Below are 21,632 nucleotides of genomic sequence, written 5' to 3' on the forward strand. Positions count from 1 at the left end.
GCCTCGACATGGCCACCAAGAAGGACCTCGTCGAGGCGTACTCCTTCGGCCGGCGCCGGCTCGTCACGGCGTTCGTCTCGGGCGCGCCGGGTGGCCGCGAGGTCGAGCCGAGCCGACCGGGCCGCACCATCGTCGGCGGTCTGGCGCTCGCGATGCTGCTCGCCGCGGGGGCGGCGATCGCGGGCGTCCTCGCCCCACGGACCCCCGACGGCTGGACGACCAACGGGCTGATCGTCTCCAAGGAGACGGGGCAGGCCTACGTGATCCTCCCGGGCGCCGACGGGTCCGCCCCCGAGCCCGGGGAGCAGGTCGAGCTGAGGCCGGTCATCAACATCACCTCGGCCACGCTGATCCTCGGCGCCGACGTCGAGCCGATGCTGATCTCCCAGGACACGATCGACGACCAGCGGATCGGCGACGACATCGGCATCCTGGGCGCGCCGGCCAGCCTGCCCGCGCCCGACCGGCTCGTCGAGACCGGCTGGACCTCCTGCACCGGCGACGACCGGGGGATGCGGGTCCGGGTGGCCGTCGACCCCGACGTCCGGCCCGCGCCCGACGCCGCCCAGGTCGTCGAGGTGGACGGGTCGTTCTACCTGATCGCCTCCGAGCGGCTCGGCGACGACCCGGCTGCGGCGTACGCCCTCCGGCTCCCGGGCGGAGACACCGTCGACAACCTGCTCGGCGCCCTGGACCTGCCGGCCCGGGTGTTCGCGCCCAGCGTTCCTCGTGGGTGGCTCGACCTGTTCCCGTTCGGCGCGGCACTCGACTGGGAGAGCTTCGGGCTCGGGGGCGTCGGCGAGCGACCCGACGCGTGGGACGCGGCCGGAGTGCCGGGCCGGGCCCGGGTCGGTGACGTCCTGCGCGACGCCGACGGCGACGCCGTGGTGCTGACCGAGGACGGCCCCGCCGACCTCGACCCGTTCGCCCTCGCGGTCTACGCCAACACCCGCACCCCTGGCCGCGGGACGCCCCGGGTGCTGCCCGTCGACCGGTTCCCCGACCTCGCCAGGACCCGACTCCCCGGCCCGGACCGGCGCTGGCCGACGGCGCCGGTCGAGGAGACGGTGACCGACCCCTGCGCCGTGCTGGTGGCGGCCGGCGAGGGGGCGGCTGTCGTGCAGCTCGCGCAGGGCCCGGGCACCGGCTTCGACGCCCGCGACGTCCTGCCCGGGCACGCGGAGGTGGGCGTCGACCCGGGCCGCGGCGCGTACGTCCTGTCCGCCAGCCCCGAGGGCGCCCGCGATCCGCAGCCGGTCGTGATCGACGCGAAGGGGCGCGCGAACCCGCTCGACGGCGACGGGACCGCCGACCTGCTCGGGTACGCCGACTTCCCGGCGCCGGTGGTCCCCGACACCTGGGTGAAGCTGTTCGGTGCCGGCGTGCCGCTCTCGCAGAACCTCGCGCTCTGCCCGCCCGCCCCGGCCGGTGCCCAGGACGGCCCGTCGTGCGCATGACCGCCGCCGCCGCGACGGCCGCTGGGGTGGCCGTGGTCGCCGTGGGGGCCGGGCTGCTCGGCGGCACCCCGGCCGATAGCGAGCCACTCCGGCTGCTCGGGATCGAGAAGGCGCAGAACCTGTTCGCCGGGACGGGCGGGCCGGCGTGGTGGTGGTCGCCGCCAACGGCAACCGTCCCGACGAGGGCGGCTTCCTCTCCGCCGAGCTCGGCGGCGAGCCCAGCGGGGCGCCCGTGACCGACTTCGTGCTGCCCGGCTCGGACACCGACCTCGCGGCACCGACGTACGGCCTCCTGTCGGTGGCGGTCAACGGCGCGACCTGCGTGGTCCCCGAGGTGGCGACGTCGTGGTCGGCCGCCGAGGTCAGCGGCGTGCTCGCGCTGCTGCGCTCGCGCTATCCGCACGACCGGCCGGCGCAGGCGGTCGCGCGGCTGCTCGACACCGCCAACGGCACCACGGCCGCGCCCACGCGGCTGACCGGGGTCGGCGTGGTCCAGCCCCTCCAGGCGCTCACGCGACCCCTCGACCCGCGCCCCGACGGCGCGGTCAGGTCACCACGGTCGAGCACGACGCGGTGCGTGCGCTCGCCCCCGAGCGCCCCGCGGACCTGCTTGCCGACACCCGCACGACGCGGTGTGGTGGGTCTGATCGGCGGCGGCGGCCTCGTCGTCGTGCTGCTGCTCCGCCCGGTCCTCGCGCGGCGCCGGAGCCGTGCTGACGTCCAGCCCGGTCAGTGGGTGCCGCGGTCCGGACGGTGACTGTAGCGCCCGGACCCGCGCAGCACCGCGCTGCGCGCGTGGTACTCGTCCTCGTCGATCTCGCCGCGCGCGAACCGCTCGTCGAGGATCTGGATCGGGTCGCGGTGCTCCGGCGCCCACTCGCCGCCGCTGCGGGTGCCCCGGAACAGCGCGATAACGGCGAACACGACCAGGCCCCAGAAGCCGACCATGAAGATCGTCATCAGCACCCAGCCGCCCCAGCCCGTGCCGTCGTGGTACCAACCCATCATCGTCCTCAGCTCCTTCGCAGACATCCTCTCGAACCCCACCGTGCGCCGTGAACCCCGGGTTCGTCGTCGTGGTCACGTCAAGGTTTGCTGAAGATGCCGGCCGGTGCCGGTCCGAGCGCCGTTCCGACGATGGCCGGCTGTCAGGATGGGCGACATGGTCGATGGCGGCACCGCAGGGACGCCGGGCCGTTCGCCCCGCTCCGACGAGCCGGCCCGTCCCGGGTCGGGGCAGCGGGCCCTGGTGGTCGAGGACGAGCCGGAGCTGGCCCGGCTGGTCGGCAGCTACCTCGAGCGTGACGGCTTCGAGGTCACGGTCGTCCACGACGGCCTCGAGGCGGTGGCGCGCTCGCGCGAGGTCGACCCGGACGTGGTGGTCCTGGACCTGGGCCTGCCCGGACTGGACGGCGTGGAGGTGTGCCGCCGGCTGCGGACCTTCTCCGACGCGTACGTCGTGATGCTGACCGCCCGCAGCGAGGAGGTCGACACCCTGATCGGCCTGTCGGTCGGCGCCGACGACTACCTGACGAAGCCGTTCAGCCCCCGGGAGCTGATGGCCCGCATCCAGGCGATGCTCCGGCGGCCACGCCCGCTCGGCCACGCGGCGGGAGGCCTCGACACGGACGGCGGGACGTCCCTGCTCTTCGGAGACCTCGCGATCGACCTCGACGGGCGCGAGGTGTGGCTCGAGGACCGTGCGGTCCCGCTCACCCGCACCGAGTTCGACGTCCTCGCCACCCTGGCCCGGCGGCCGGGCATGGCGTTCAGCCGACGCCAGCTGATCGACGCGGTCTGGGGGCCCACCTGGGTGGGCGACGAGCACCTCGTCGACGTCCACGTCGGCCACCTGCGGCACAAGCTCGGCGACGCCGCCGCGGAGGGCAGGTATGTCCGGACCGTCCGGGGCATCGGCTACCGGATGGGCCGGGGCGAATGACCCGGGCCGGATCGGGCGCGGGCGCCTCCCCTCGCGCCGGGCGGTCCTGGCCGCGGTTCGCCACCCGCCTGGTCGTGGCGCAGGCCCTGGTGCTCGTGGCGGGCGCGCTCACCACCTGGCTGGTCGCGTCCGTGGTCGGTCCCGGCATCTTCCACGACCACCTCGAGCAGGCCGGGGTCGCGCACAGCGCCTCGGAGACCGAGCACGTCGAGGACGCCTTCGCCTCGGCGCTCCTGATCTCGATCGCGCTGGCCCTGGTCGTCTCGGTGCTCGCCGCCCTGGCCGTCTCCTGGTACTTCAGCAGGCGGGTGCAGCGCTCGATCGGCAACGTGGCCGACGCGGCCGCTCAGATCGCTGACGGTCGGTACGGCGCCCGGGTGCGTGACCCGGGACTGGGCGGGGAGTTCTCCATGCTCGCCACCAGCTACAACCGGTTGGCGACCCGCCTGGAGGCGACCGAGACGACCCGGCGACGGATGCTGGCCGACCTGGCACACGAGCTGCGCACTCCGCTGGCCACCGTCGAGGCCCACCTCGAGGCTGTCGAGGACGGGGTCCGGTCCTTCGACGCCGACACCCTGGCCGTGATCGGCTCCGCCACCCGCCGGATGCGCCGGCTTGCCGAGGACGTCGCGGCCGTGTCCACCGCGGAGGAGGGCAGCCTGCAGATCGAGAAGCGGCCCGTCGCGGCCGTGGGCCTGGCGAGGGCCGCGGCGGACGGGGTGCGCGACCGGTTCGACGCCCAGGGCGTGCGGCTGCAGCTCGAGCTCGCGGACGCCGGTCGGATCGAGGTCGACCCGGAGCGGATCGGCCAGGTCCTCGCCAACCTCCTCGACAACGCGCTCCGGCACACGCCGGCCGGCGGCACCGTGACGCTGTCCTGCCGGCGCATCGAGTCCTGGGTCGAGCTCCAGGTCGCGGACACCGGCGAGGGCGTGGCGGCCGAGCACCTGCCGCACCTCTTCGATCGCTTCTACCGCGCCGACGCCGCCCGCGACCGGGCGCGTGGCGGCTCCGGCATCGGCCTGGCGATCGCCAGGGCCCTCGTCGAGGGGCACGGGGGTGGCATCTTCGCGGCCAGCGCCGGTGCCGGGCGGGGCACCACGTTCACGGTGCGCCTGCCGGGGGCGGAGCGGTAGACGGCGCTCCCGTGCGGCCAGACGGGTTGTGATTATACCCCCCGGGGGTATAGTGCCACTCGTGGTGCGTAGGCCGCACCACGACCACCCACGTCGACACGGAGGTGTCCGATGGCCACGCCGGTCCAGCACGAGCAGGCGCACGAGCACGGGGCGCCGGGCCGTCCCGGCACCGCCACGGCGGTACTGGAGGTCTCCGGCGTCCACTGGGCGAGCAGCAAGAGCGTGGCCGAGGCCGTCCTGTCCCGCCGGCCCGGGGTGCTCTCCGTCGAGGCCAACCCGGTGGCGCAGACCGCGACGGTGACCTACGACCCGCAGCGCACCGACCTGGCCGGGTTGCGGGACTGGGTGCGCGAGTGCGGGTACCACTGCGCGGGCCGCTCGGTCCCGCGGCACGTGTGCGACCCGATGGCCGAGCCGGTCCCGACCGAGCGGGCGGCGCGCCACGACGAGCACGGCACCGAGCCCGGCGCAACGGCGTACGGGGGACACGAGCACGGGGGGCACGAGCACGGGGGACACGAGCACGGGGGACACGAGCACGGGGGACACGAGCACGGGGGACACGCGGGGATGTCGATGGCCGACATGGCCCGCGACATGCGCAACCGCTTCGTGGTCGCGCTCGCCCTGTCGGTGCCGATCGCGCTGTACTCGCCGATGGGGCGCGACATGCTCGGCTTCCACGCGCCGACGCCGTTCGGGGTCCGCGACGACGTCCTCACCCTGGTCCTGTCGCTGCCGGTCGTCCTCTACTCGGCCTGGATCTTCTTCGACGGAGCCTGGCGGGCACTGCGCGCGCGCACCCTGGACATGATGGTCCTGGTCGCGGTCGCCGTCGGCGCCGGCTGGCTCTACTCCCTCGGCGTGACGCTCACGGGCGGCGGCGAGGTGTTCTACGAGGCGGCCACGATGCTCACCGCCTTCGTGCTCCTCGGTCACTGGTTCGAGATGCGCGCCCGTGGCGGCGCGAACGACGCCATCCGGACCCTGCTCGACCTCGCCCCGCCGGCGGCCGAGGTGCTCCGCGACGACGAGGTCGTCCAGGTGCCCACTGCCGACGTGGTCGTCGGCGACCTGCTGCTGGTCCGCCCGGGCAGCAAGATCGCCGCCGACGGCCAGGTCGAGGATGGCGAGTCCGAGGTCGATGAGTCGATGGTCACCGGTGAGTCGATGCCGGTCCCGAAGGGACCCGGCGACCTGGTCGTCGGGGCCACGGTCAACACCACCGGCACGCTGCGGGTCCGGGCCACCAAGGTGGGGGCCGACACGGCGCTCGCGCACATCGTCGCGCTCGTCCAGGAGGCACAGAACTCCAAGGCGCCGGGCCAGAAGCTCGCCGACCGCGCCGCGTTCTGGCTGGTGCTGCTCGCGCTGGTGGCCGGCGGCGCGACGTTCCTGACCTGGCTGGCCGTCGGCCGTCCGGTCGCCGAGGCCCTGCTGTTCGCCATCACCGTCGTCGTGATCACCTGCCCCGACGCCCTCGGGCTGGCGACCCCGACCGCGATCATGGTCGGATCGGGCCTGGGCGCGAAGCGCGGCATCCTGTTCAAGAACGCCACCGCGATCGAGTCCGCCGCCCGCATCGACACCGTCGTCATGGACAAGACCGGCACCCTGACCCGGGGCGAGCCCGAGGTCACCGAGGTCGTCGTCGCCGCGGGCGTCGACGAGCACCGTCTGCTGGCGCTGGTCGCCGCGGTCGAGCGGGAGTCGGAGCACCCGCTGGCCCGGGCCGTGGCCGAGCACGCCGACCACGTCGGCGTACCGACGCTCCGGGCCACCGGCTTCGCGAACGTCGCCGGGCACGGTGCGGTCGCGGAGGTCGACGGCCACCGGGTCGTCGTCGGCAACCTGAGGCTGATGGACCGCGAGGGGGTCGACCTGGGTGCGCTGGCCGAGCAGCGGGGGACGATCGCCGGTGGCGGGCGCACTGCGGTGCTCGTCGCCGTGGACGGCGCGGCCCAGGCCGCCATCGGGCTGGCGGACGCGGTCCGTGCGACCTCGGAGGCCGCCGTGGCGGCCCTGCACGAGGCGGGAGTGCGGGTCGTCATGCTCACCGGCGACAACGAGGCCACCGCCCGGCGGATCGCCGACCAGATCGGGATCGACGACGTCATCGCCGAGGTGCTGCCCGAGGACAAGGCCGCCAAGATCGTGGAGCTGCAGCGTCAGGGGCGTCGGGTCGCCCACGTCGGAGACGGGGTCAACGACGCCCCCGCCCTGGCCGCCGCCGACGTCGGCATCGCCATCGGTGCTGGGACGGACGTGGCCATCGAGACGGCGGACGTCGTGCTGATGCGGTCGGATCCGCTCGACGTCCCGACCGCGCTGACCATCGGCCGCGGAACCCGGCGCAAGGAGCTGCAGTCGCTGGGCTGGGCCATCGGCTACAACGCGATCGCCCTGCCGATCGCGGCCGGCGTGTTCGAGCCGTCGCTGGGGCTCACCCTGCGGCCCGAGGTCGCCGCCATGACCATGTCCGGCTCCAGCATCCTGGTCGCCGTGAACGCGCTGCTCCTCAAGCGCCTGCGCCTCCCCGATTCCGAGCGCACCGCATGAGGTCTCTAGGGTCGGGCACCTGCGCTCCCGTCCGGCACCGTCCTCGCACCCCCGACCGCTCCCGGAGAGGCTCCCCGATGGCCAAGACCCTGAACGCCCTGGTCGCCGCGCTGGCGACACTGCTCGCACTCGCCGCCTGCGGCGGCCAGGACGACGCCGAGCCGGCCACCCACACCGCCGCCGACGGCCAGCGGTTCAACGACGCCGACGTCGCGTTCGCGACCGACATGGTCCAGCACCACGCCCAGGCCCTGGCGATGGTCGACCAGACCCTGGGGCGGGACCTGGGCCCCAGACTCGGGCGGCTCGCCGAGGGCATCCGGGCCGCGCAGGGCCCCGAGATCGAGACCCTGACCGGATGGCTGACCGACTGGGACCAGCCGGTCCCCGAGACCGTGCGCGACCACGCCAACGCGCACGGCGGTCACGCCGAGATGGACTCCGACATGCCGGGGATGATGTCGCAGGAGCAGATGGACGACCTCGCCGCGGCCACCGATGCGGAGTTCGAGGAGATGTTCCTGACCATGATGATCGAGCACCACGAGGGCGCGATCGACATGGCTCGGGCCGAGCAGCGCGACGGCCTGCACGAGGGCGCCGTCGCCCTCGCCGAGCAGATCGGGTCGGCGCAGGCCCGCGAGATCGAGACCATGCAGCGGATGCTGTCCTGAGGGAGGCGGGATCGACCGGACGCCTGCGTCTCGACCTGCGCAGGCTCAGGTCGAGGGCGCTCAGATCCGGGCGTCCATGTCCTGGTAGCCGGAGTCCTCGCGGGTCCCGCCCATGCCGTCACCGACCTCCCGGTAGTCGTGGATCCAGGTCACCGAGCGGACCCACTTGACCATCTTGTAGCCGTGCATCGACTCGGTGCGCAGCCGCAGCGGGGCGCCGTACATCTCGGGCAGCGGCCCGCCGTTCATGCCCCAGGCGAGGATCGTCTCGTCCTCCATCGCCATCGCCTTGGTGAGCACCGTGTAGTACGGCTCGACCGGGCGCCCGTCGTGCATGTGCTGGGCGGTGCCGAAGGACTCGATCATCACGTAGTTCGCGTCGTCCAGCGGCTCGACCTGGGCGAGCACCTCCCGCAGGGGGATGCCCGACCACTTCGCGATGCCCGTCCAGCCCTGCATGCAGGTGTGCATGGTGATCTGGTCCTGCGCCGCGATCTCCTCGAGCTCCGGGAGCGAGAAGGACCGGGGCTCTCGGACCAGGCCGCCGACCTCGAGCCGGAAGTCGCGGAAGCCGTGGTCGCGCAGCGCGAGCCACTCCGGCGACTGGCTCAAGTCCGGTGGGCGGGTGTTGACCCAGTGGAACGGCGAGATGTCGTCCTCGGTGAAGACCTGGCGGGTCCGCTGCCGCGACGTCATCGGGTTGAGCACGAGCTTCTTGACCGGTGCCTGCAGGCCGTAGAGCACCCGCTGGCTCCTCCGCACGTCGATCAGCGAGACGTACGACGCCGCGATCCACAGCGCGACCACGACGACGACCCCGATGATCACGCGGGTGACGGCCTGGCCGACCAGGGCCGCGTCGTACTCCTCGCCCATCATCATGTGCACCAGGTTGTGCTCGCGGTGCACCACGAGCACGAGCGCGACGTGCAGGACCGCGAACACGACGAAGATCGCCATGCCGATGAAGTGCAGGGAGCGCGCGGCCTGGCGACCGCCGAAGAGCTTCGGGTACCACGGGTAGCGCCCCACGACGGCCGGCGACATGACCGGGCCGGTGATGATCATCAGCGGCGCGAGCACGAACACCACGAACGTGTACATCAGCTGCTGCAGCGCGTCGTACGGCTGGAAGTGCTCGATGGAGGGGACCCCGAAGCCGGCGTAGATCTTCAGCGAGTCCCAGGCCTCGGGGAACACGCTCCAGGAGGTCGGGATCAGGCGTCGCCACTGGCCGGTGCCGAACAGCAGCACCACGTAGATCAGGCCGTTGAGCACCCACAGGCTCGTGATCAACCCGTGCCAGGCGCGGCCGATGCCGATCTTGGCCCGGCCCGGCAGGCTGATCAGCGGGTGCAGGTCCCGCTGGTCGTCGCGCGCGGTGAACGCGCCGATCTCCGAGGGGACCTTGTCCTTGGTGAACTTCAGCCACTCGGTGTCCGGTCCGCAGTCGTTGCGCCAGTAGAGCCGCGGGTGCGAGGCCAGGATCTCCCAGCCGGAGCGGACCAGCAGCCCGAGGAACAAGAAGTTGACCAGGTGCGTCACCTGCAGCCACCACGGGAAGCCCAGCTCCGTGGACGAGGCGGCCAGTGGCAGAGGGAGGATCATCGTGCGCTCCGTTCGGCGGTGCGGCACGTACGCCGCGGGTGCGAGACGCACCTCGACCATAGCGACGCCCAGCGCCGATCTGGACCGGGCCGGCCACGCGGGACTGTGAGTTGCACCGCGTTCGTGCGGCCCTGGCCAGGGTCCCCTACGTCGAGCGGTGCTACTGGAGCGTGCGGTGAGCGAGGCCGGCGCCGACGAGGGACGGCGCCGCTCGAGGAGCGGCGCCGTCCGGTGGCGGAGGATAGGGGATTCGAACCCCTGAGGGCTGTTAACCCAACCCGCTTTCCAAGCGAGCGCCATAGGCCACTAGGCGAATCCTCCGCCGAGGAGAGTACCGGGCGGGGGTCGGTGGGGCGAATCCGGCCAGCGGGTACGACGGGGCCGGCCCAGGCGTGCGACGGGGGGTGCGGCGCGGGTGCCGTCTGGGTGCGACCGGGCGTACGCCGGGCCCGTCTTGGCCCGCTCCCGAGCCCTCACCTAGACTCGGCGCCAACCCCCCGTGTGGCGGCACCCCACCCAATCCCCCAGGGCCGGAAGGCAGCAAGGGCAAGTGGGCTCTGCCGGGTGCGCGGGGGGCCTCTCACTTCCCGGACGCTCCCCCTCCGGCGGTGCGCCCGACGCGTTACAGCTGGCGGGTGGCCGGTGTCGACCTGCGCCGCTACGGGGTGCCGGAGCCGGATCTCGAGACGGGTCGCGTCGCCCCTCCTCCATCTCCCGCCCGGATCGACACCTTCGCGGGCTCAGGTGTCGGGGCGTGCGGTTAGGGTTCATGCGTGGAGTCACCCCTCGCGCTGTACCGCCGCTACCGGCCCGAGACCTTCGCGGAGGTCATCGGGCAGGCGCACGTGACGGAGCCGCTGCGGATGGCGCTGGCCAACAACCGGGTCAACCACGCCTACCTGTTCTCCGGCCCGCGCGGCTGCGGGAAGACCACCTCCGCCCGGATCCTCGCCCGAGCGCTGAACTGCGACCGGGCGCCGGTGGCCGATCCCTGCGGGGAGTGCGACAGCTGCCGCGACCTGGCCCGCGGCGGCCCGGGCTCGATCGACGTCATCGAGATCGACGCCGCCTCGCACGGCGGTGTCGACGACGCGCGCGACCTGCGCGAGAAGGCGTTCTTCGCGCCGGTGCGCAGCAAGTACAAGGTCTACATCATCGACGAGGCCCACATGGTGAGCCCGCAGGGCTTCAACGCGCTGCTGAAGCTCGTCGAGGAGCCGCCGCCGCACCTGCGCTTCATCTTTGCGACGACCGAGCCCGACAAGGTCATCCCGACGATCCGCTCGCGCACCCACCACTACCCCTTCCGGCTGATCCCGCCCCGGCTGCTCTCGTCGTACCTCTCCGAGCTGTGCGTGAAGGAGGGCGTGGCCATCGACCCGGCGGCGCTGCCGCTGGTGGTACGCGCCGGCGCGGGCTCCGCGCGCGACACCCTGTCGGTCCTCGACCAGCTGCTCGGCGGTGCCGGGCCCGGGGGCGTCACCCACGAGCTCGCCGCGGGCCTGCTCGGCTACACGCCCGACACCCTGCTCGACGAGGTCGTCGATGCGTTCGCGGCCGGTGACGGCGCGGCCGTCTTCGGTGTGGTCGACAAGGTCGTCGAGACCGGTCAGGACCCGCGCCGCTTCACCGAGGACCTGCTGCGCCGCCTGCGCGACCTGGTGATCGTCGCCGCCGTCCCCGACGCGCCCGCGACCGGCCTGATCGACGTCTCCGAGGACCAGGGCGAGCGGCTGGTCGCCCAGGCCGCCCGCTTCGGCGCGGCCGAGCTGAGCCGTGCGGCCGACATTGCCGCGACCGGGCTGACCGAGATGCGCGGCGCGACCGCGCCCCGGCTGCTCCTCGAGCTGCTCTGCGCCAGGATCCTGCTCCCTGGAGCGGATCACAACACCGACGGGGTACTGGCCCGGCTCGACCGGCTCGAGAAGCGGCTGACGATCACGGGGGTTCCCACGCCGTCCGCGGCCGCGCCCGCCCCGCCGGCCCAGGACCGACCGGCCCCGCCCCCGGCGCGGCCCACGGCTCCCGACCCGGCGGCCGAACGACCCGAGCCCGCGCCCGCCCCCTCGGCGCCGGCCGCGCCCGGTCCCGAGGCGACCCCGGCGACTCCTGCGACCGGTGCGGCCGCACCGGCGCCCGCGCCCGACACCGCTCCCGACCCGGTCGCCGAGCCCCCGGCCACCGTCACCCAGCAGCCCACCCAGCAGCCCACCCAGCAGCCCGCCGACGCTCCGGCGGGGGCTCCGGCCGCGGCCGCGGGCGGTCTGACCCTGGTCGACGTACGCCGGCTCTGGCCCGACATCGTCGACGCGACCAAGCTGCGCCGGCGGGTCGCCTGGATGCACCTCACCCAGAACTGCCAGGTGGTCGGCGTCGACGGCCAGACCCTCACGCTCGGCTTCACCAACGCCGGCGCGCGCGACTCCTTCGTCAACGGCGGCTGCGACGAGGTGCTGCGCCAGGCCGCGGTCGACGTGGTCGGCGCCGACTGGCGGATCGAGACGATCGTCGACCCCGGCGCCCGCGCCGACGCCCCCGTCGTCACCAAGCCCGCCGTCCCCGCCGACGATCCGGTGCCCGCGCCGGACGCCGGTCCGCCGGAGGACGCGGTCCCGCCGCCGGAGGCGCGACGCACGAGCGACCCCGAGTCGATCGCGGCGGCCCGGGGGGCGATCCAGCAGACCCGCAGCGGCGACGAGCCCCGCTCCGAGGGACCGGACTGGGCCGCCGCCGACGCCGACGCTCACCCCGACGACCTCGACGCCGACCAGCAGGGCATGAGCACCGCCGAGCTGCTCCAGCGCGAGCTCGGGGCGCAGATGATCGAGGAGATCCGGCACCAGTGAGCCCGCACCGCCAGTGATGACCCAGCCAGGACCAGAGGTGAGCCCATGAGCCAGAACCCCTTCGAAGCCCTCGGTGGCGGGGGGTTCGACATGAACGCCCTGCTCCAGCAGGCCCAGCAGATGCAGGAGCAGCTGCAGAGCGCCCAGGAGCGCCTCACGGAGACCGTCGTGGACGGCACCGTGGCCGGCGGTGCGGTGACCGTCAAGGTCAACGGCGTGGGTGAGCTGGTCGGGGTGGAGATCAAGGCCGGCGGCTTCGACGGCAGTGACCCCGACGACCTGTCCGACCTCGGCGACATGATCGTCGCCGCGTACCGCGACGCCAAGGCCCAGGCCGACGCCCTCGCCGGCGAGGCCCTCGGCCCGCTGGCCGGTGGCGCCGAGGGGCTTTCGGGCACGCCGGGTCAGCTGGGGTTCTAGTTGTACGAAGGCATCGTCCAGGACCTGATCGACGAGCTCGGCCGGTTGCCGGGCGTCGGTCCCAAGGGCGCGCAGCGGATCGCGTTCCACCTGTTGCAGGCCGACCCCGCCGACGTACGCCGCCTCGCCGACGTGCTGATCGAGGTGAAGGCGAAGGTCAAGTTCTGCAGCATCTGCTTCAACGTCTCCCAGGACGACCAGTGCCGGATCTGCCGCGACCCGCGCCGCGATCCGTCGGTGCTGTGCGTCGTCGAGGAGTACAAGGACGTCGTCGCCATCGAGCGGACCCGCGAGTTCCGCGGCCGCTACCACGTGCTCGGTGGCGCGATCTCGCCGATCGACGGCGTCGGCCCCGAGCAGCTGCGGATCCGCGAGCTCATGGTGCGCCTGGCCGACGGCACGATCACCGAGGTGATCCTGGCGACCGACCCGAACCTCGAGGGGGAGGCGACTGCGACCTACCTCACCCGGATGCTCAAGCCCATGGAGTTGCGCGTGACGCGACTGGCGAGTGGACTGCCCGTAGGCGGTGATCTGGAGTACGCCGACGAGGTGACCCTGGGCCGCGCGTTCGCAGGAAGGCGATCAGCAGATGACTGAGACCGAGACCGAAGAGTTCGCCCAGCAGATCGCCGACCAGGTCGAGAGCTTCCTGATCGCGTTGCAGGCCATCGCCCGCGAGGCCGACGGGGGCCGGGCGATCTCGCTGCTGCTCCTGGAGATCAGCCAGGTGCTGCTGGCCGGCGCCCGGCTCGGCGCCCAGCGCGACTTCAAGCCCGACGGCGAGTACCAGCCCGACGTGGGGCCCGAGCCCGACATCGACGAGATGCGGCTGCGGCTGGCGTCGATGCTCGACAGTGTCGACACCTACAGCTTCGTGTTCGACCCCTACGTGCCCGACGTGGTGGAGAGCCAGCTCTCGGACGACCTGACCAGCATCGCCACCGACCTCGAGAACGGGCTGCGCCACTACCGGCTCGGCAACGTCGACGAGGCACTGTGGTGGTGGCAGTTCTCGTACGTCGCCTCCTGGGGGAACCTCGCCGGCGCCGCGCTCAACGCGCTGCTCTCGGTGGTCGCGCACGACCGCCTGGACGCCGAGTTCACCGGCGAGGACGAGCAGTTGGCGCTCGCCGATGAGATGTTGGACGGCGGCGAGGTCACCCCTCGGTAGAATCGACCGCTGGAAGCAACCGAGCCAGCACTCGAGCAGAGGGACCAACCGTGGGCATTGTCGTCCAGAAGTACGGCGGATCGTCGGTCGCGGACGCCGCCGGCATCAAGCGGGTGGCCCAGCGGATCGTCAACACCCGCAAGGCCGGCCACGACGTCGTCGTGGTCGTCTCGGCGATGGGTGACGAGACCGACAACCTCCGCGACCTCGCCGAGCAGGTCACGCCGCTGCCGCCGCCGCGGGAGCTGGACATGCTGCTGACCGCCGGCGAGCGGATCTCGATGGCACTGGTCGCGATGGCGATCGCCGCGCTCGGCTACGAGGCGAAGTCGTTCACCGGGTCGCAGGCGGGCGTGATCACCGACTCCGCGCACGGCAAGGCGAAGATCATCGACATCACGCCCGGCCGGATCGAGAAGGCCATCAAGGACGGTGCGATCGCGATCGTCGCCGGCTTCCAGGGCGTCTCGCAGGACACCAAGGACGTCACCACGCTCGGCCGGGGAGCCTCGGACACGACCGCGGTCGCGCTCGCCGCCGCGCTCGGTGCCGAGGTGTGCGAGATCTACAGCGACGTCGACGGCGTCTTCACGGCGGACCCGCGGATCGTGCCGGCGGCCCGCAAGCTCGCTCGGGTGTCGACCGAGGAGATGCTGGAGATGGCGGCCTCCGGCGCGAAGATCCTGCACCTGCGGTGCGTCGAGTACGCCCGCCGCTACGACATGCCGATCCACGTGCGCTCGTCCTTCTCCCAGAAGGAGGGCACCTGGGTCATCCCGGACAGCCAGTCAGGAGACGAAGAGATGGAGCAGGCGATCATCGCCGGCGTCGCCCACGACCGCAGCGAGGCCAAGATCACCGTCGTCGGGGTTCCCGACAAGGTGGGCGAGGCGGCGCGCATCTTCGAGGCGCTCGCCGCGACCGAGGTCAACATCGACATGGTCGTCCAGAACGTGTCGGCCGCCGCCACGGCGCTCACCGACATCTCCTTCACGCTGCCGCGGGCGGACGGGCAGACCGCGATGGGCGCCCTGGCGCGGATCCAGGACGAGGTCGGCTACGACAAGCTGCTCTACGACGACCAGATCGGCAAGGTCTCGCTGATCGGCGCCGGGATGCGCTCCCACCCCGGTATCACCGCGCGGTTCTTCGCGTCACTGGCCTCCGCCGGCGTGAACATCGAGATGATCTCCACCTCGGAGATCCGGATCTCGGTGATCGTCGACGAGGCGCAGGTCGACGAGGCGGTGCGGGCAACCCACACCGCGTTCGACCTGGACGTGGAAGAGGTCGAGGCGGTCGTGTACGGCGGGACCGGCCGATGAGCGCCCCGAAGAGGCCGATGCGCATCGGCGTCGTCGGCGCCACCGGGCAGGTCGGCGTCGCCGTGCGCCAGATCCTCGAGCAGCGCGACTTCCCGATCGCGGAGATCCGCTTCTTCGCCTCGGCCCGGTCGGCCGGCACCGTGCTGCCCTTCGGTGGCCGGGAGGTCGTGGTCGAGGACGCCTCGACCGCCGACCCCACCGGCCTGGACGTCGCGATCTTCTCCGCGGGCGCGTCGACCTCGCGCGCGCTGGCGCCGAAGTTCGCCGCCGCCGGCGTGACCGTGATCGACAACTCCTCGGCGTTCCGGATGGACCCCGACGTCCCGCTCGTGGTCGCCGAGGTGAACCCCGGCGCGCTGGCGGAGGTCCGCAAGGGCATCATCGCCAACCCGAACTGCACCACGATGGCCGCGATGCCCGTGCTCAAGCCGCTGCACGACGAGTCCGGGCTGGTCCGGCTGATCGCCTCGACCTACCAGGCCGTCTCCGGCTCCGGCGTCGCCGGCGTCGAGGAGCTCGCCGGCCAGGTCGCCGCGGCGGGCGACAAGGCACGCGAGCTCGCCTACGACGGCGAGGCGGTGGCGTTCCCCGAGCCGCAGAAGTACGTGCGGACCATCGCCTACAACGTGCTGCCGATGGCCGGCTCGATCGTCGACGACGGCCGGAACGAGACCGACGAGGAGCAGAAGCTGCGCAACGAGTCGCGCAAGATCCTCGGCATCCCCGACCTGCCGGTCTCCGGGATCTGCGTGCGGGTGCCGGTCTTCACCGGCCACTCGCTGGCGATCAACGCCGAGTTCGAGCGGACCATGACGCCGCAGCGCGCCGCGGAGCTGCTCGCCGACGCGCCGGGCGTGCAGCTCTCCGACGTGCCGAACCCGCTCCAGGCCGCCGGCAAGGACCCGTCGTACGTCGGCCGCCTGCGCCAGGACCCCGGCGTCGACGGCGACCGCGGGCTGGCCCTGTTCATCTCCAACGACAACCTGCGCAAGGGTGCCGCCCTCAACACCGTCCAGATCGCGGAGCTGCTCGCCGCGCGCACCTGACGCATCTGCTCGGTGCCCCCGCAACGGCCGACAGTTGCGTCAGGTGCGACGGGTCAGTCGACGCGGGCCGGGCCGGTGAAGGTGCGGGTCACCCAGTGGGCGAGCGCGAACGTGGCGGCGCTGATCAGCGGGATGACGACGACCATCGGGCGGTCCATCAGCGAGTCGACCAGGAACACCAGGGCGAGCACCGAGGTGAGCCCGACGGCGAGGAAGCTGGTGCTGCCGGGCTCGGGAACCCGCGCCAGCCGCAGCAGCAGCGCGCCGACGACCACCATCACCACGAGGATCGCGATCAGCAGCCCGTAGCCCGCGTTGCCGCACGAGGACGTGCCCTGGACGCTCTCGCACAGCCGCAGCGACGCCCAGGTCAGCCCGACGATGCCGAGCCCGACCACGACTCCGGTGAGCAGCACGACCGGCATCCCACCGGGGCCGCGGACCCGCCGCTGCCGCGGGGCACGCGGCTCGGGCACCGGCTCGGGCTCCACGTCCGGCCCTCGCTCCGGCTCGTCCGCGACGGGCGGGCGGGACTCCTCGATCAGCGGCTGCGTCTGGTCCGGCTCGGGCCGCGGCTCAGGCGCCGCCGGGTCGGGAGTCCGCCCCGCACGCCGGCGACGGCGCCAGCCCAGGCCGGGCAGCTCCAGCGACGGCTGGACCTTGCCGGCATCCTGCTCGGGCTCCCGATCGGCCATGACGGGCAGTGTGCCACGACCGGGCCGGGACCGGACGGGTCCGAAGATGCAGCAGGCCCGGATCCGCACAGCGGATCCGGGCCGGCACACGGTCGGGCTGACAGGATTTGAACCTGCGGCCTCCTCGTCCCGAACGAGGCGCGCTACCAAGCTGCGCCACAGCCCGATCGCGGATCCGGACGGCGTCCGGGCCACGAGCAGGGGCAACCATACCCGAGCGTGACGGGCGCCTCGAAATCGGCCTCCACCGGTGGACGCCGACGGGCCGTCAGTCGCGGGCGACCAGGGTGAGCAGCGTGGCCTCGGGCCGGCAGGCGACCCGGATCCGGGCGTACGGGCTGGTGCCGAGCCCGGCCGAGACGTGCAGCCACGCCGAGCCGGGATCGCCGGGAGCGGACGAGGCCGGGTGGCGGTGCAGGCCCTTGACCCGCTCGGGCTCGAGGTCGCAGTTGGTGGTCAGCGCACCGACACCGGGCACGCAGACCTGGCCGCCGTGGGTGTGCCCCGCGAGGATCGCGTCGTACCCGTCAGCGGCGAACCGGTCCAGGACGCGCAGGTACGGCGCGTGCGCGACGCCCAGGCGCAGGTCGGCATCCGGGTCGGCCGGACCGGCGACCAGGTCGAGGCGGTCGTAGCCCAGGTGCGGGTCGTCGACGCCGGCGAACGCGATCCGCAGCCCGCGGACCTCGACGGTGGTGCGCGTGTTCGTGAGGTCCACCCAGCCGCGGGCGGTCAGCTGCTGCCCCAGGTCGCGCCACGGCAGCTGGGCACTGTCGGTGTGCCGGGTGCCGTCGTCGGGCAGCAGGTAGCGCAGCGGGTTGCGCAGCGTCGGCGAGAAGTAGTCGTTGGAGCCGAACACGAACACCCCCGGCGCGGACACCAGCGGTCCGAGCGCGTCGAGCACGACCGGCACCGACCCGCGGTGGGACAGGTTGTCCCCGGTGTTCACGACCAGGTCCGGGTCCAGGCCGGCCAGCTGCCGCAGCCACTGCTGCTTCCGGGTCTGGCCGGGTGTCATGTGGATGTCGCTCAGGTGCAGGACCCGCAGGTCCCGGCTGCCCGCGGGCAGCAGGGGCACCGTGACCCGGCGCAGTGTGTAGGCGCGGGCCTCGGCGAGCGCGTACGCCGTGAGCGCCGCTGCGCCCACTACCCCGGCCACCGCCCCGGTGGCGGTCGTGCGCAGGGCGACGCGACGTACGGCGGGCAGGGAGCTCACGGCGCAAGGCTGCCACAATGACGATCATGAGCGAGTGGAGCAAGCGTCTCGTCCCACACAGCGCGACCTGTGCCTCGTGCGCGCACGAAGCGTCGGGAGTGCGCGCATGAGTGCGCTCAAGGACCGCCTGCGCGCCGACCTCACCGCCTCGATGAAGGCCCGCGACGAGGTGCGGTCCTCGACCCTGCGGATGGTGCTGACCGCGATCACCAACGCGGAGGTGGCCGGCAAGGAGCACCGCGAGCTCTCCGACGACGACATCATCGGCGTGCTGTCCACCGAGGCGAAGAAGCGGCGCGAGGCCGCGACCGCGTTCGGCGAGGGCGGCCGTGCCGAGATGGCGGCGAAGGAGACCGCCGAGGCGGCCGTGATCGCCGACTACCTGCCGGCCCAGCTCGACGAGCAGGAGATCGCCGACCTGGTGACGTCCGCGATCGCCCAGACCGGCGCGGCCGCCGAGGGCATGCGCGCGATGGGCAAGGTCATGGGCATGATCCAGCCTCAGGTCAAGGGCCGGGCCGACGGCGGTGCCGTCGCCGCGGAGGTACGCCGCCAGCTCGGCGCCTCCTGACGCCGGGCTCGGCCCCGCTCAGCGGCCGTGCCCGTTGCCGTTGCCGCCACCGTGCCCGTTGCCGCCACCGCCGCCGCCACCGCCGCCGCCGCCGTTGCCGCCGCCACCGCCACCGCCACCGCCAGCGCCGGGAGGCGGAGGCGGCGGGACGCCGGTGGACTCGTAGACGATGACCACCGAGCCCTCGGGGGCGGACGAGCCACCGGCGGGTGAGGTGTAGGCGACCGTCCCGGCCGGGTTGGCCGACGCGGCCGTACCGCCCTCGATCGCGTTGAAGCCCGCCGCCTCGAGGGTGCTGACGGCCTGGTCGACCGACATGCCCGAGGTGGTCGGGACCGTGGTCATGACGCCCTCGACCTGGGTCGCGGACGGCGCCACGAAGTCCTCGTAGTCGAGCTTGTCGTCGACGACGTGCATGGCCTGGGCCCACATCGGGCCGGCGAAGCCGGAGCCGGAGACCGAGGAGATGTAGTTGCCACCGATCACCTGGCCGGCCAGCGCCATCGGCCGCTGGCCCTGCTTGGTCGCACCGGCGATCATCGCGGCGGTCGCGATCTGCGGGGTGTAGCCCACGAACCACACGGACTTCCCGTCCTGGGTGGTGCCGGTCTTGCCGGCCGAGGGCACGCTCAGGCCGGTGCCGCCGAAGTCGTAGCCGAAGCCGCCGGGCTCCTGGACGCCGCGCAGCACGTCGTTGACGGCGTCGGCCGTCGCCTGGGGGAGCGCCTGGGTGCAGTGGGAGGGGTACTCCTGGATCACGTTGCCGTTCGAGTCCTCGATCGCGGTCACCGGTCGCGAGTCGCAGTGCACGCCCCGGCCGCCGAACGTGGCGTAGGCCTCGGCCATCTCCAGCGGGCTGGCGTTCGCGATGCCGAGCGTGAACGTCGGCACCCGCTCGGCGCCGTACCCGTGGGCGTCGCCCTTGGGGTCGGTGAGATCGACGCCGAGCGCCTTGGCGATCTTGAACGGCTCGCACACGCCGGTGACCCGCTCGAGCATGGCGTAGAACGTGTTCACCGACTCGCGGGTACCGCGGTAGATGTCCATCGTCCCCGACGAGGTGGAGCTGGAGACGTCCCACTCGCCGACGAAGCCGGGCTGGCCCTCGCAGTTGGCGAAGTCGGCCTGTGGCAGGACCATCGACGGCGGCGCGTTGAACGTCGTGCTCAGCGGGATGTGCTGGTTGACCGCGGCGGCGAGCACGAACGGCTTGAACGTCGAGCCGGCCTGGAAGCCCGCGGAGTCGCCGTACTTGGTCGGCACCGTGTAGTTGAGGAAGGTCTCGCCGGCCGCCTCGCTGCGGCCCATCGGGCGCGACTGCGCCAGCGCCTTGACGTCGCCGGTCCCGGGCTCGACCATCGCCAGCGCCCCGACGGCCTGGTCGCCCTTGTCGACGTGGTCCCGCACGGCGGTGTCCGCGGCCTGCTGGTCCCGCATGTCGACCGTGGTCCGGATCGTCAGACCGCCGGTCTTGAGCAGCTGCTTGCGCTCGGCGACCGTCTTCCCGAGCTCGGGGTCGTGGAGCAGCCAGTTGGTCGCGTAGTCGCAGAAGAAGGGCGCGCGCGAGTAGAGGCAGCCGTTCTTGGCCGGGACGACGTGCAGGCCGAGCTTCTGGTCCTTGGTGCGGTCGGCCTTCTGCCGGCTGATCACGTTGAGCTCGGCCATCCGGTCCAGGACCACGTTGCGTCGCTCGAGCGCTCGGTCGGGGGAGTTGGTCGGGTCGTAGCCGGTGGGGTTCTTCACCAGGCCGGCCAGCATCGCGGACTGGCGCAGGTCGAGGTTCCGGGCGTTGACGTTGAAGTAGTGCCGCGCGGCGGACTGGATGCCGTAGGTGCCGTCGCCGAAGTAGGCGATGTTGAGGTAGCGCTCGAGGATCCAGTCCTTGGAGTACTTCTGCTCGAACGCGATCGCGTAGCGCAGCTCGCGGAGCTTGCGCGCGTAGGTGTCGTCGGTGGCCTCCTTGCGCTCCGCCTCGGTCTTGGCCTGGGTCAGCAGCGTCATCTTCACCATCTGCTGGGTGATCGACGAGCCACCCTGCACGACGCCGTTGCTGGCCTGGTTGGTGATCAGCGCTCGAAGGGTGCCCCTGAGGTCGAGGGCGCCGTGCTCGTAGAAGCGGTAGTCCTCGATCGCGACGATCGCCTTGACCATCGTCCGCGAGATCTGGTCGAGCGAGACGTTGACCCGGTTCTCGTCGTACAGCGTGGCGATCACGTCACCGTCGGCGTCGACCAGCCGGGTCTTCTGCGGCAGCGGGTCGGTCTGCAGCTCGGCGGGGAGGTTGTCCATCGCCTCGGAGACCTGCCGAGCGCCGACCCCCAGCACCCCCGCGAACGGGATGGCGAGACCGGCGACCACGACGCCCATCACCGCGGCGACGGCCAGCATCACGGCTACGTGGGAGGCGACCCGGGAGGCTGGCAGGCGTTCGTCGCGCGGCACAGGCATGCCGACCAGGGTACGTGAGCAGACGAACCCCAACCCATTCGTAGCACAAGGTGACTAGTCAGTTTGGACTATGCGGATTGGGTCGGATGTGTCTGCCCCCCGCCTGAAATGTTCCTTAACTTCTTTACCGAGGGGATTCATCCCGGGTAGACGTCATGGGGACGCCGCCTATCTCGGACTGATGTGGGGACATCATCATGTGGGTTGAGGATTGGGCGTCCATGGCCGCGTGCCGTGAAGCGCAGCCGGACCGGCTGTTCGTGCGTGGGGCGGAGCAGAACAAGGCGAAGCAGTTGTGCGCCGGCTGCCCTGTGCGCACCGAGTGCCTCGCCGAGGCGCTCGACAACCAGATCGAGTGGGGCGTCTGGGGGGGCATGACCGAGCGTGAGCGACGGGCGCTCCTGCGGCGCCGTCCGAACGCCTCGTGGCGTGCGGTGCTCGAGGCGGCCCGTGACCAGGGCGCACCGGCCGCCGGCATCCAGCCGGTCGCCAAGCCCGTCGGCGTCTAG

At 72.6% G+C, this 21,632-nt stretch carries 19 protein-coding genes, 2 tRNA genes and 1 other RNA gene; 15 read left to right on the forward strand and 7 right to left on the reverse strand.

Annotated elements, in window-relative coordinates; all coding sequences use genetic code 11:
* Positions 1–8 precede the first annotated feature (8 nt).
* Together QMC84_RS11800 and QMC84_RS11805 are read left to right on the forward strand one after the other, a co-directional pair.
* A complete protein-coding gene (locus QMC84_RS11800) occupies positions 9–1,457 on the forward strand; it encodes a type VII secretion protein EccB (protein WP_300374991.1) in 1,449 nt (482 codons plus the stop codon).
* Between the two features lie 145 nt (positions 1,458–1,602).
* Positions 1,603–2,214 (forward strand): S8 family serine peptidase, encoded by a 612-nt coding sequence (locus QMC84_RS11805; protein ID WP_300374992.1) that lies wholly within the window; start codon positions 1,603–1,605, stop codon positions 2,212–2,214.
* On the opposite strand, the gene QMC84_RS11810 is transcribed toward QMC84_RS11805, so the two are convergent.
* Positions 2,187–2,489 carry an SHOCT domain-containing protein gene (locus tag QMC84_RS11810; protein WP_300374993.1) on the reverse strand — a complete coding sequence of 101 codons (303 nt, stop codon included), beginning with the start codon at positions 2,487–2,489 and terminating at the stop codon, positions 2,187–2,189. The genes QMC84_RS11805 and QMC84_RS11810 overlap by 28 nt on opposite strands.
* A gap of 130 nt (positions 2,490–2,619) precedes the next feature.
* On the opposite strand from QMC84_RS11810, the gene QMC84_RS11815 reads away from it, so the two are divergent.
* The 4 genes from QMC84_RS11815 to QMC84_RS11830 all read left to right on the forward strand — a co-directional run bounded on the left by QMC84_RS11815 (position 2,620) and on the right by QMC84_RS11830 (position 7,774).
* Entirely contained in the window at positions 2,620–3,399 is a 780-nt protein-coding gene (locus tag QMC84_RS11815; RefSeq protein ID WP_300374994.1) for a response regulator transcription factor, read from the forward strand.
* Positions 3,396–4,538, forward strand: a complete 1,143-nt coding sequence (locus QMC84_RS11820) for an ATP-binding protein (RefSeq protein WP_300374995.1) — start codon at positions 3,396–3,398, stop codon at positions 4,536–4,538. Before QMC84_RS11815 ends, QMC84_RS11820 begins: the two co-directional genes overlap by 4 nt.
* Before the next feature lie 111 nt (positions 4,539–4,649).
* The gene (locus tag QMC84_RS11825; RefSeq protein WP_300374996.1) at positions 4,650–7,100 is read left to right on the forward strand and encodes a heavy metal translocating P-type ATPase; all 2,451 of its coding nucleotides are present in this window, start codon (positions 4,650–4,652) and stop codon (positions 7,098–7,100) included.
* A 77-nt stretch (positions 7,101–7,177) separates the two neighbouring features.
* A complete protein-coding gene (locus tag QMC84_RS11830) occupies positions 7,178–7,774 on the forward strand; it encodes a DUF305 domain-containing protein (RefSeq protein ID WP_300374997.1) in 597 nt (198 codons plus the stop codon).
* A gap of 60 nt (positions 7,775–7,834) precedes the next feature.
* On the opposite strand, the gene QMC84_RS11835 is transcribed toward QMC84_RS11830, so the two are convergent.
* Both QMC84_RS11835 and QMC84_RS11840 read right to left on the reverse strand, forming a co-directional pair.
* Positions 7,835–9,382 (reverse strand): molybdopterin-dependent oxidoreductase, encoded by a 1,548-nt coding sequence (locus QMC84_RS11835; RefSeq protein ID WP_300374998.1) that lies wholly within the window; start codon positions 9,380–9,382, stop codon positions 7,835–7,837.
* Positions 9,383–9,614: 232 nt separating this feature from the next.
* Positions 9,615–9,703, reverse strand: a tRNA-Ser gene (locus QMC84_RS11840).
* 170 nt (positions 9,704–9,873) lie between these two features.
* On the opposite strand from QMC84_RS11840, the gene ffs reads away from it, so the two are divergent.
* From ffs to QMC84_RS11875, 7 genes are all read left to right on the forward strand, one after another.
* An RNA gene (ffs, locus tag QMC84_RS11845) (signal recognition particle sRNA small type) lies at positions 9,874–9,963 on the forward strand.
* 192 nt (positions 9,964–10,155) lie between these two features.
* Positions 10,156–12,228 (forward strand): DNA polymerase III subunit gamma and tau, encoded by a 2,073-nt coding sequence (locus QMC84_RS11850; RefSeq protein WP_300374999.1) that lies wholly within the window; start codon positions 10,156–10,158, stop codon positions 12,226–12,228.
* A 45-nt stretch (positions 12,229–12,273) separates the two neighbouring features.
* Positions 12,274–12,648, forward strand: coding sequence for a YbaB/EbfC family nucleoid-associated protein (locus QMC84_RS11855; protein ID WP_300375000.1), 375 nt, complete (start codon positions 12,274–12,276; stop codon positions 12,646–12,648).
* Positions 12,649–13,248 (forward strand): recombination mediator RecR, encoded by a 600-nt coding sequence (gene recR / locus QMC84_RS11860; protein ID WP_300375001.1) that lies wholly within the window; start codon positions 12,649–12,651, stop codon positions 13,246–13,248.
* The gene (locus QMC84_RS11865; RefSeq protein ID WP_300375002.1) at positions 13,241–13,822 is read left to right on the forward strand and encodes a DUF5063 domain-containing protein; all 582 of its coding nucleotides are present in this window, start codon (positions 13,241–13,243) and stop codon (positions 13,820–13,822) included. Before recR ends, QMC84_RS11865 begins: the two co-directional genes overlap by 8 nt.
* A 50-nt stretch (positions 13,823–13,872) precedes the next feature.
* Complete coding sequence (locus QMC84_RS11870; protein WP_300375003.1) at positions 13,873–15,147, forward strand: aspartate kinase; 1,275 nt, start codon at positions 13,873–13,875, stop codon at positions 15,145–15,147.
* Complete coding sequence (locus QMC84_RS11875) at positions 15,144–16,193, forward strand: aspartate-semialdehyde dehydrogenase (RefSeq protein WP_300375004.1); 1,050 nt, start codon at positions 15,144–15,146, stop codon at positions 16,191–16,193. Before QMC84_RS11870 ends, QMC84_RS11875 begins: the two co-directional genes overlap by 4 nt.
* A 53-nt stretch (positions 16,194–16,246) precedes the next feature.
* Here the strand turns inward: QMC84_RS11875 and QMC84_RS11880 are convergent, their stop codons facing one another.
* The 3 genes from QMC84_RS11880 to QMC84_RS11890 all read right to left on the reverse strand — a co-directional run bounded on the left by QMC84_RS11880 (position 16,247) and on the right by QMC84_RS11890 (position 18,104).
* Positions 16,247–16,888 carry a hypothetical protein gene (locus QMC84_RS11880; protein ID WP_300375005.1) on the reverse strand — a complete coding sequence of 214 codons (642 nt, stop codon included), beginning with the start codon at positions 16,886–16,888 and terminating at the stop codon, positions 16,247–16,249.
* Positions 16,889–16,980: 92 nt separating this feature from the next.
* Positions 16,981–17,054 (reverse strand) — tRNA-Pro (locus QMC84_RS11885).
* Between the two features lie 102 nt (positions 17,055–17,156).
* Positions 17,157–18,104, reverse strand: coding sequence for a metallophosphoesterase (locus QMC84_RS11890; RefSeq protein ID WP_300375006.1), 948 nt, complete (start codon positions 18,102–18,104; stop codon positions 17,157–17,159).
* A 106-nt stretch (positions 18,105–18,210) separates the two neighbouring features.
* On the opposite strand from QMC84_RS11890, the gene QMC84_RS11895 reads away from it, so the two are divergent.
* On the forward strand, positions 18,211–18,675 hold the full coding sequence (locus QMC84_RS11895) for a GatB/YqeY domain-containing protein (RefSeq protein ID WP_300375007.1): 465 nt from the start codon (positions 18,211–18,213) through the stop codon (positions 18,673–18,675).
* 18 nt (positions 18,676–18,693) lie between these two features.
* On the opposite strand, the gene QMC84_RS11900 is transcribed toward QMC84_RS11895, so the two are convergent.
* Positions 18,694–21,123: a transglycosylase domain-containing protein gene (locus QMC84_RS11900; RefSeq protein WP_300375008.1), complete on the reverse strand. Its 2,430-nt coding sequence runs from the start codon at positions 21,121–21,123 to the stop codon at positions 18,694–18,696.
* A 194-nt stretch (positions 21,124–21,317) separates the two neighbouring features.
* Here QMC84_RS11900 and QMC84_RS11905 point away from each other — a divergent pair, with 194 nt between their 5' ends.
* Positions 21,318–21,632 (forward strand): WhiB family transcriptional regulator, encoded by a 315-nt coding sequence (locus tag QMC84_RS11905; protein ID WP_300375141.1) that lies wholly within the window; start codon positions 21,318–21,320, stop codon positions 21,630–21,632.

Origin of the sequence: Nocardioides sp. (assembly GCF_030019515.1) — a bacterium.
In the GTDB taxonomy this organism is placed as follows: domain Bacteria; phylum Actinomycetota; class Actinomycetes; order Propionibacteriales; family Nocardioidaceae; genus Nocardioides.

Bases quoted from the DNA above. Each gene is read 5' to 3' on its own strand.
- QMC84_RS11895 (WP_300375007.1), top strand. From the start codon at position 18,211: ATGAGTGCGCTCAAGGACCGCCTGCGCGCCGACCTCACCGCCTCGATG.
- QMC84_RS11835 (WP_300374998.1), bottom strand. From the start codon at position 9,382: ATGATCCTCCCTCTGCCACTGGCCGCCTCGTCCACGGAGCTGGGCTTC.
- QMC84_RS11820 (WP_300374995.1), top strand. From the start codon at position 3,396: ATGACCCGGGCCGGATCGGGCGCGGGCGCCTCCCCTCGCGCCGGGCGG.
- QMC84_RS11855 (WP_300375000.1), top strand. From the start codon at position 12,274: ATGAGCCAGAACCCCTTCGAAGCCCTCGGTGGCGGGGGGTTCGACATG.
- QMC84_RS11825 (WP_300374996.1), top strand. From the start codon at position 4,650: ATGGCCACGCCGGTCCAGCACGAGCAGGCGCACGAGCACGGGGCGCCG.
- QMC84_RS11875 (WP_300375004.1), top strand. From the start codon at position 15,144: ATGAGCGCCCCGAAGAGGCCGATGCGCATCGGCGTCGTCGGCGCCACC.
- QMC84_RS11900 (WP_300375008.1), bottom strand. From the start codon at position 21,123: ATGCCTGTGCCGCGCGACGAACGCCTGCCAGCCTCCCGGGTCGCCTCC.
- QMC84_RS11800 (WP_300374991.1), top strand. From the start codon at position 9: ATGGCCACCAAGAAGGACCTCGTCGAGGCGTACTCCTTCGGCCGGCGC.
- QMC84_RS11815 (WP_300374994.1), top strand. From the start codon at position 2,620: ATGGTCGATGGCGGCACCGCAGGGACGCCGGGCCGTTCGCCCCGCTCC.
- QMC84_RS11810 (WP_300374993.1), bottom strand. From the start codon at position 2,489: ATGTCTGCGAAGGAGCTGAGGACGATGATGGGTTGGTACCACGACGGC.
- QMC84_RS11880 (WP_300375005.1), bottom strand. From the start codon at position 16,888: ATGGCCGATCGGGAGCCCGAGCAGGATGCCGGCAAGGTCCAGCCGTCG.
- QMC84_RS11830 (WP_300374997.1), top strand. From the start codon at position 7,178: ATGGCCAAGACCCTGAACGCCCTGGTCGCCGCGCTGGCGACACTGCTC.
- QMC84_RS11865 (WP_300375002.1), top strand. From the start codon at position 13,241: ATGACTGAGACCGAGACCGAAGAGTTCGCCCAGCAGATCGCCGACCAG.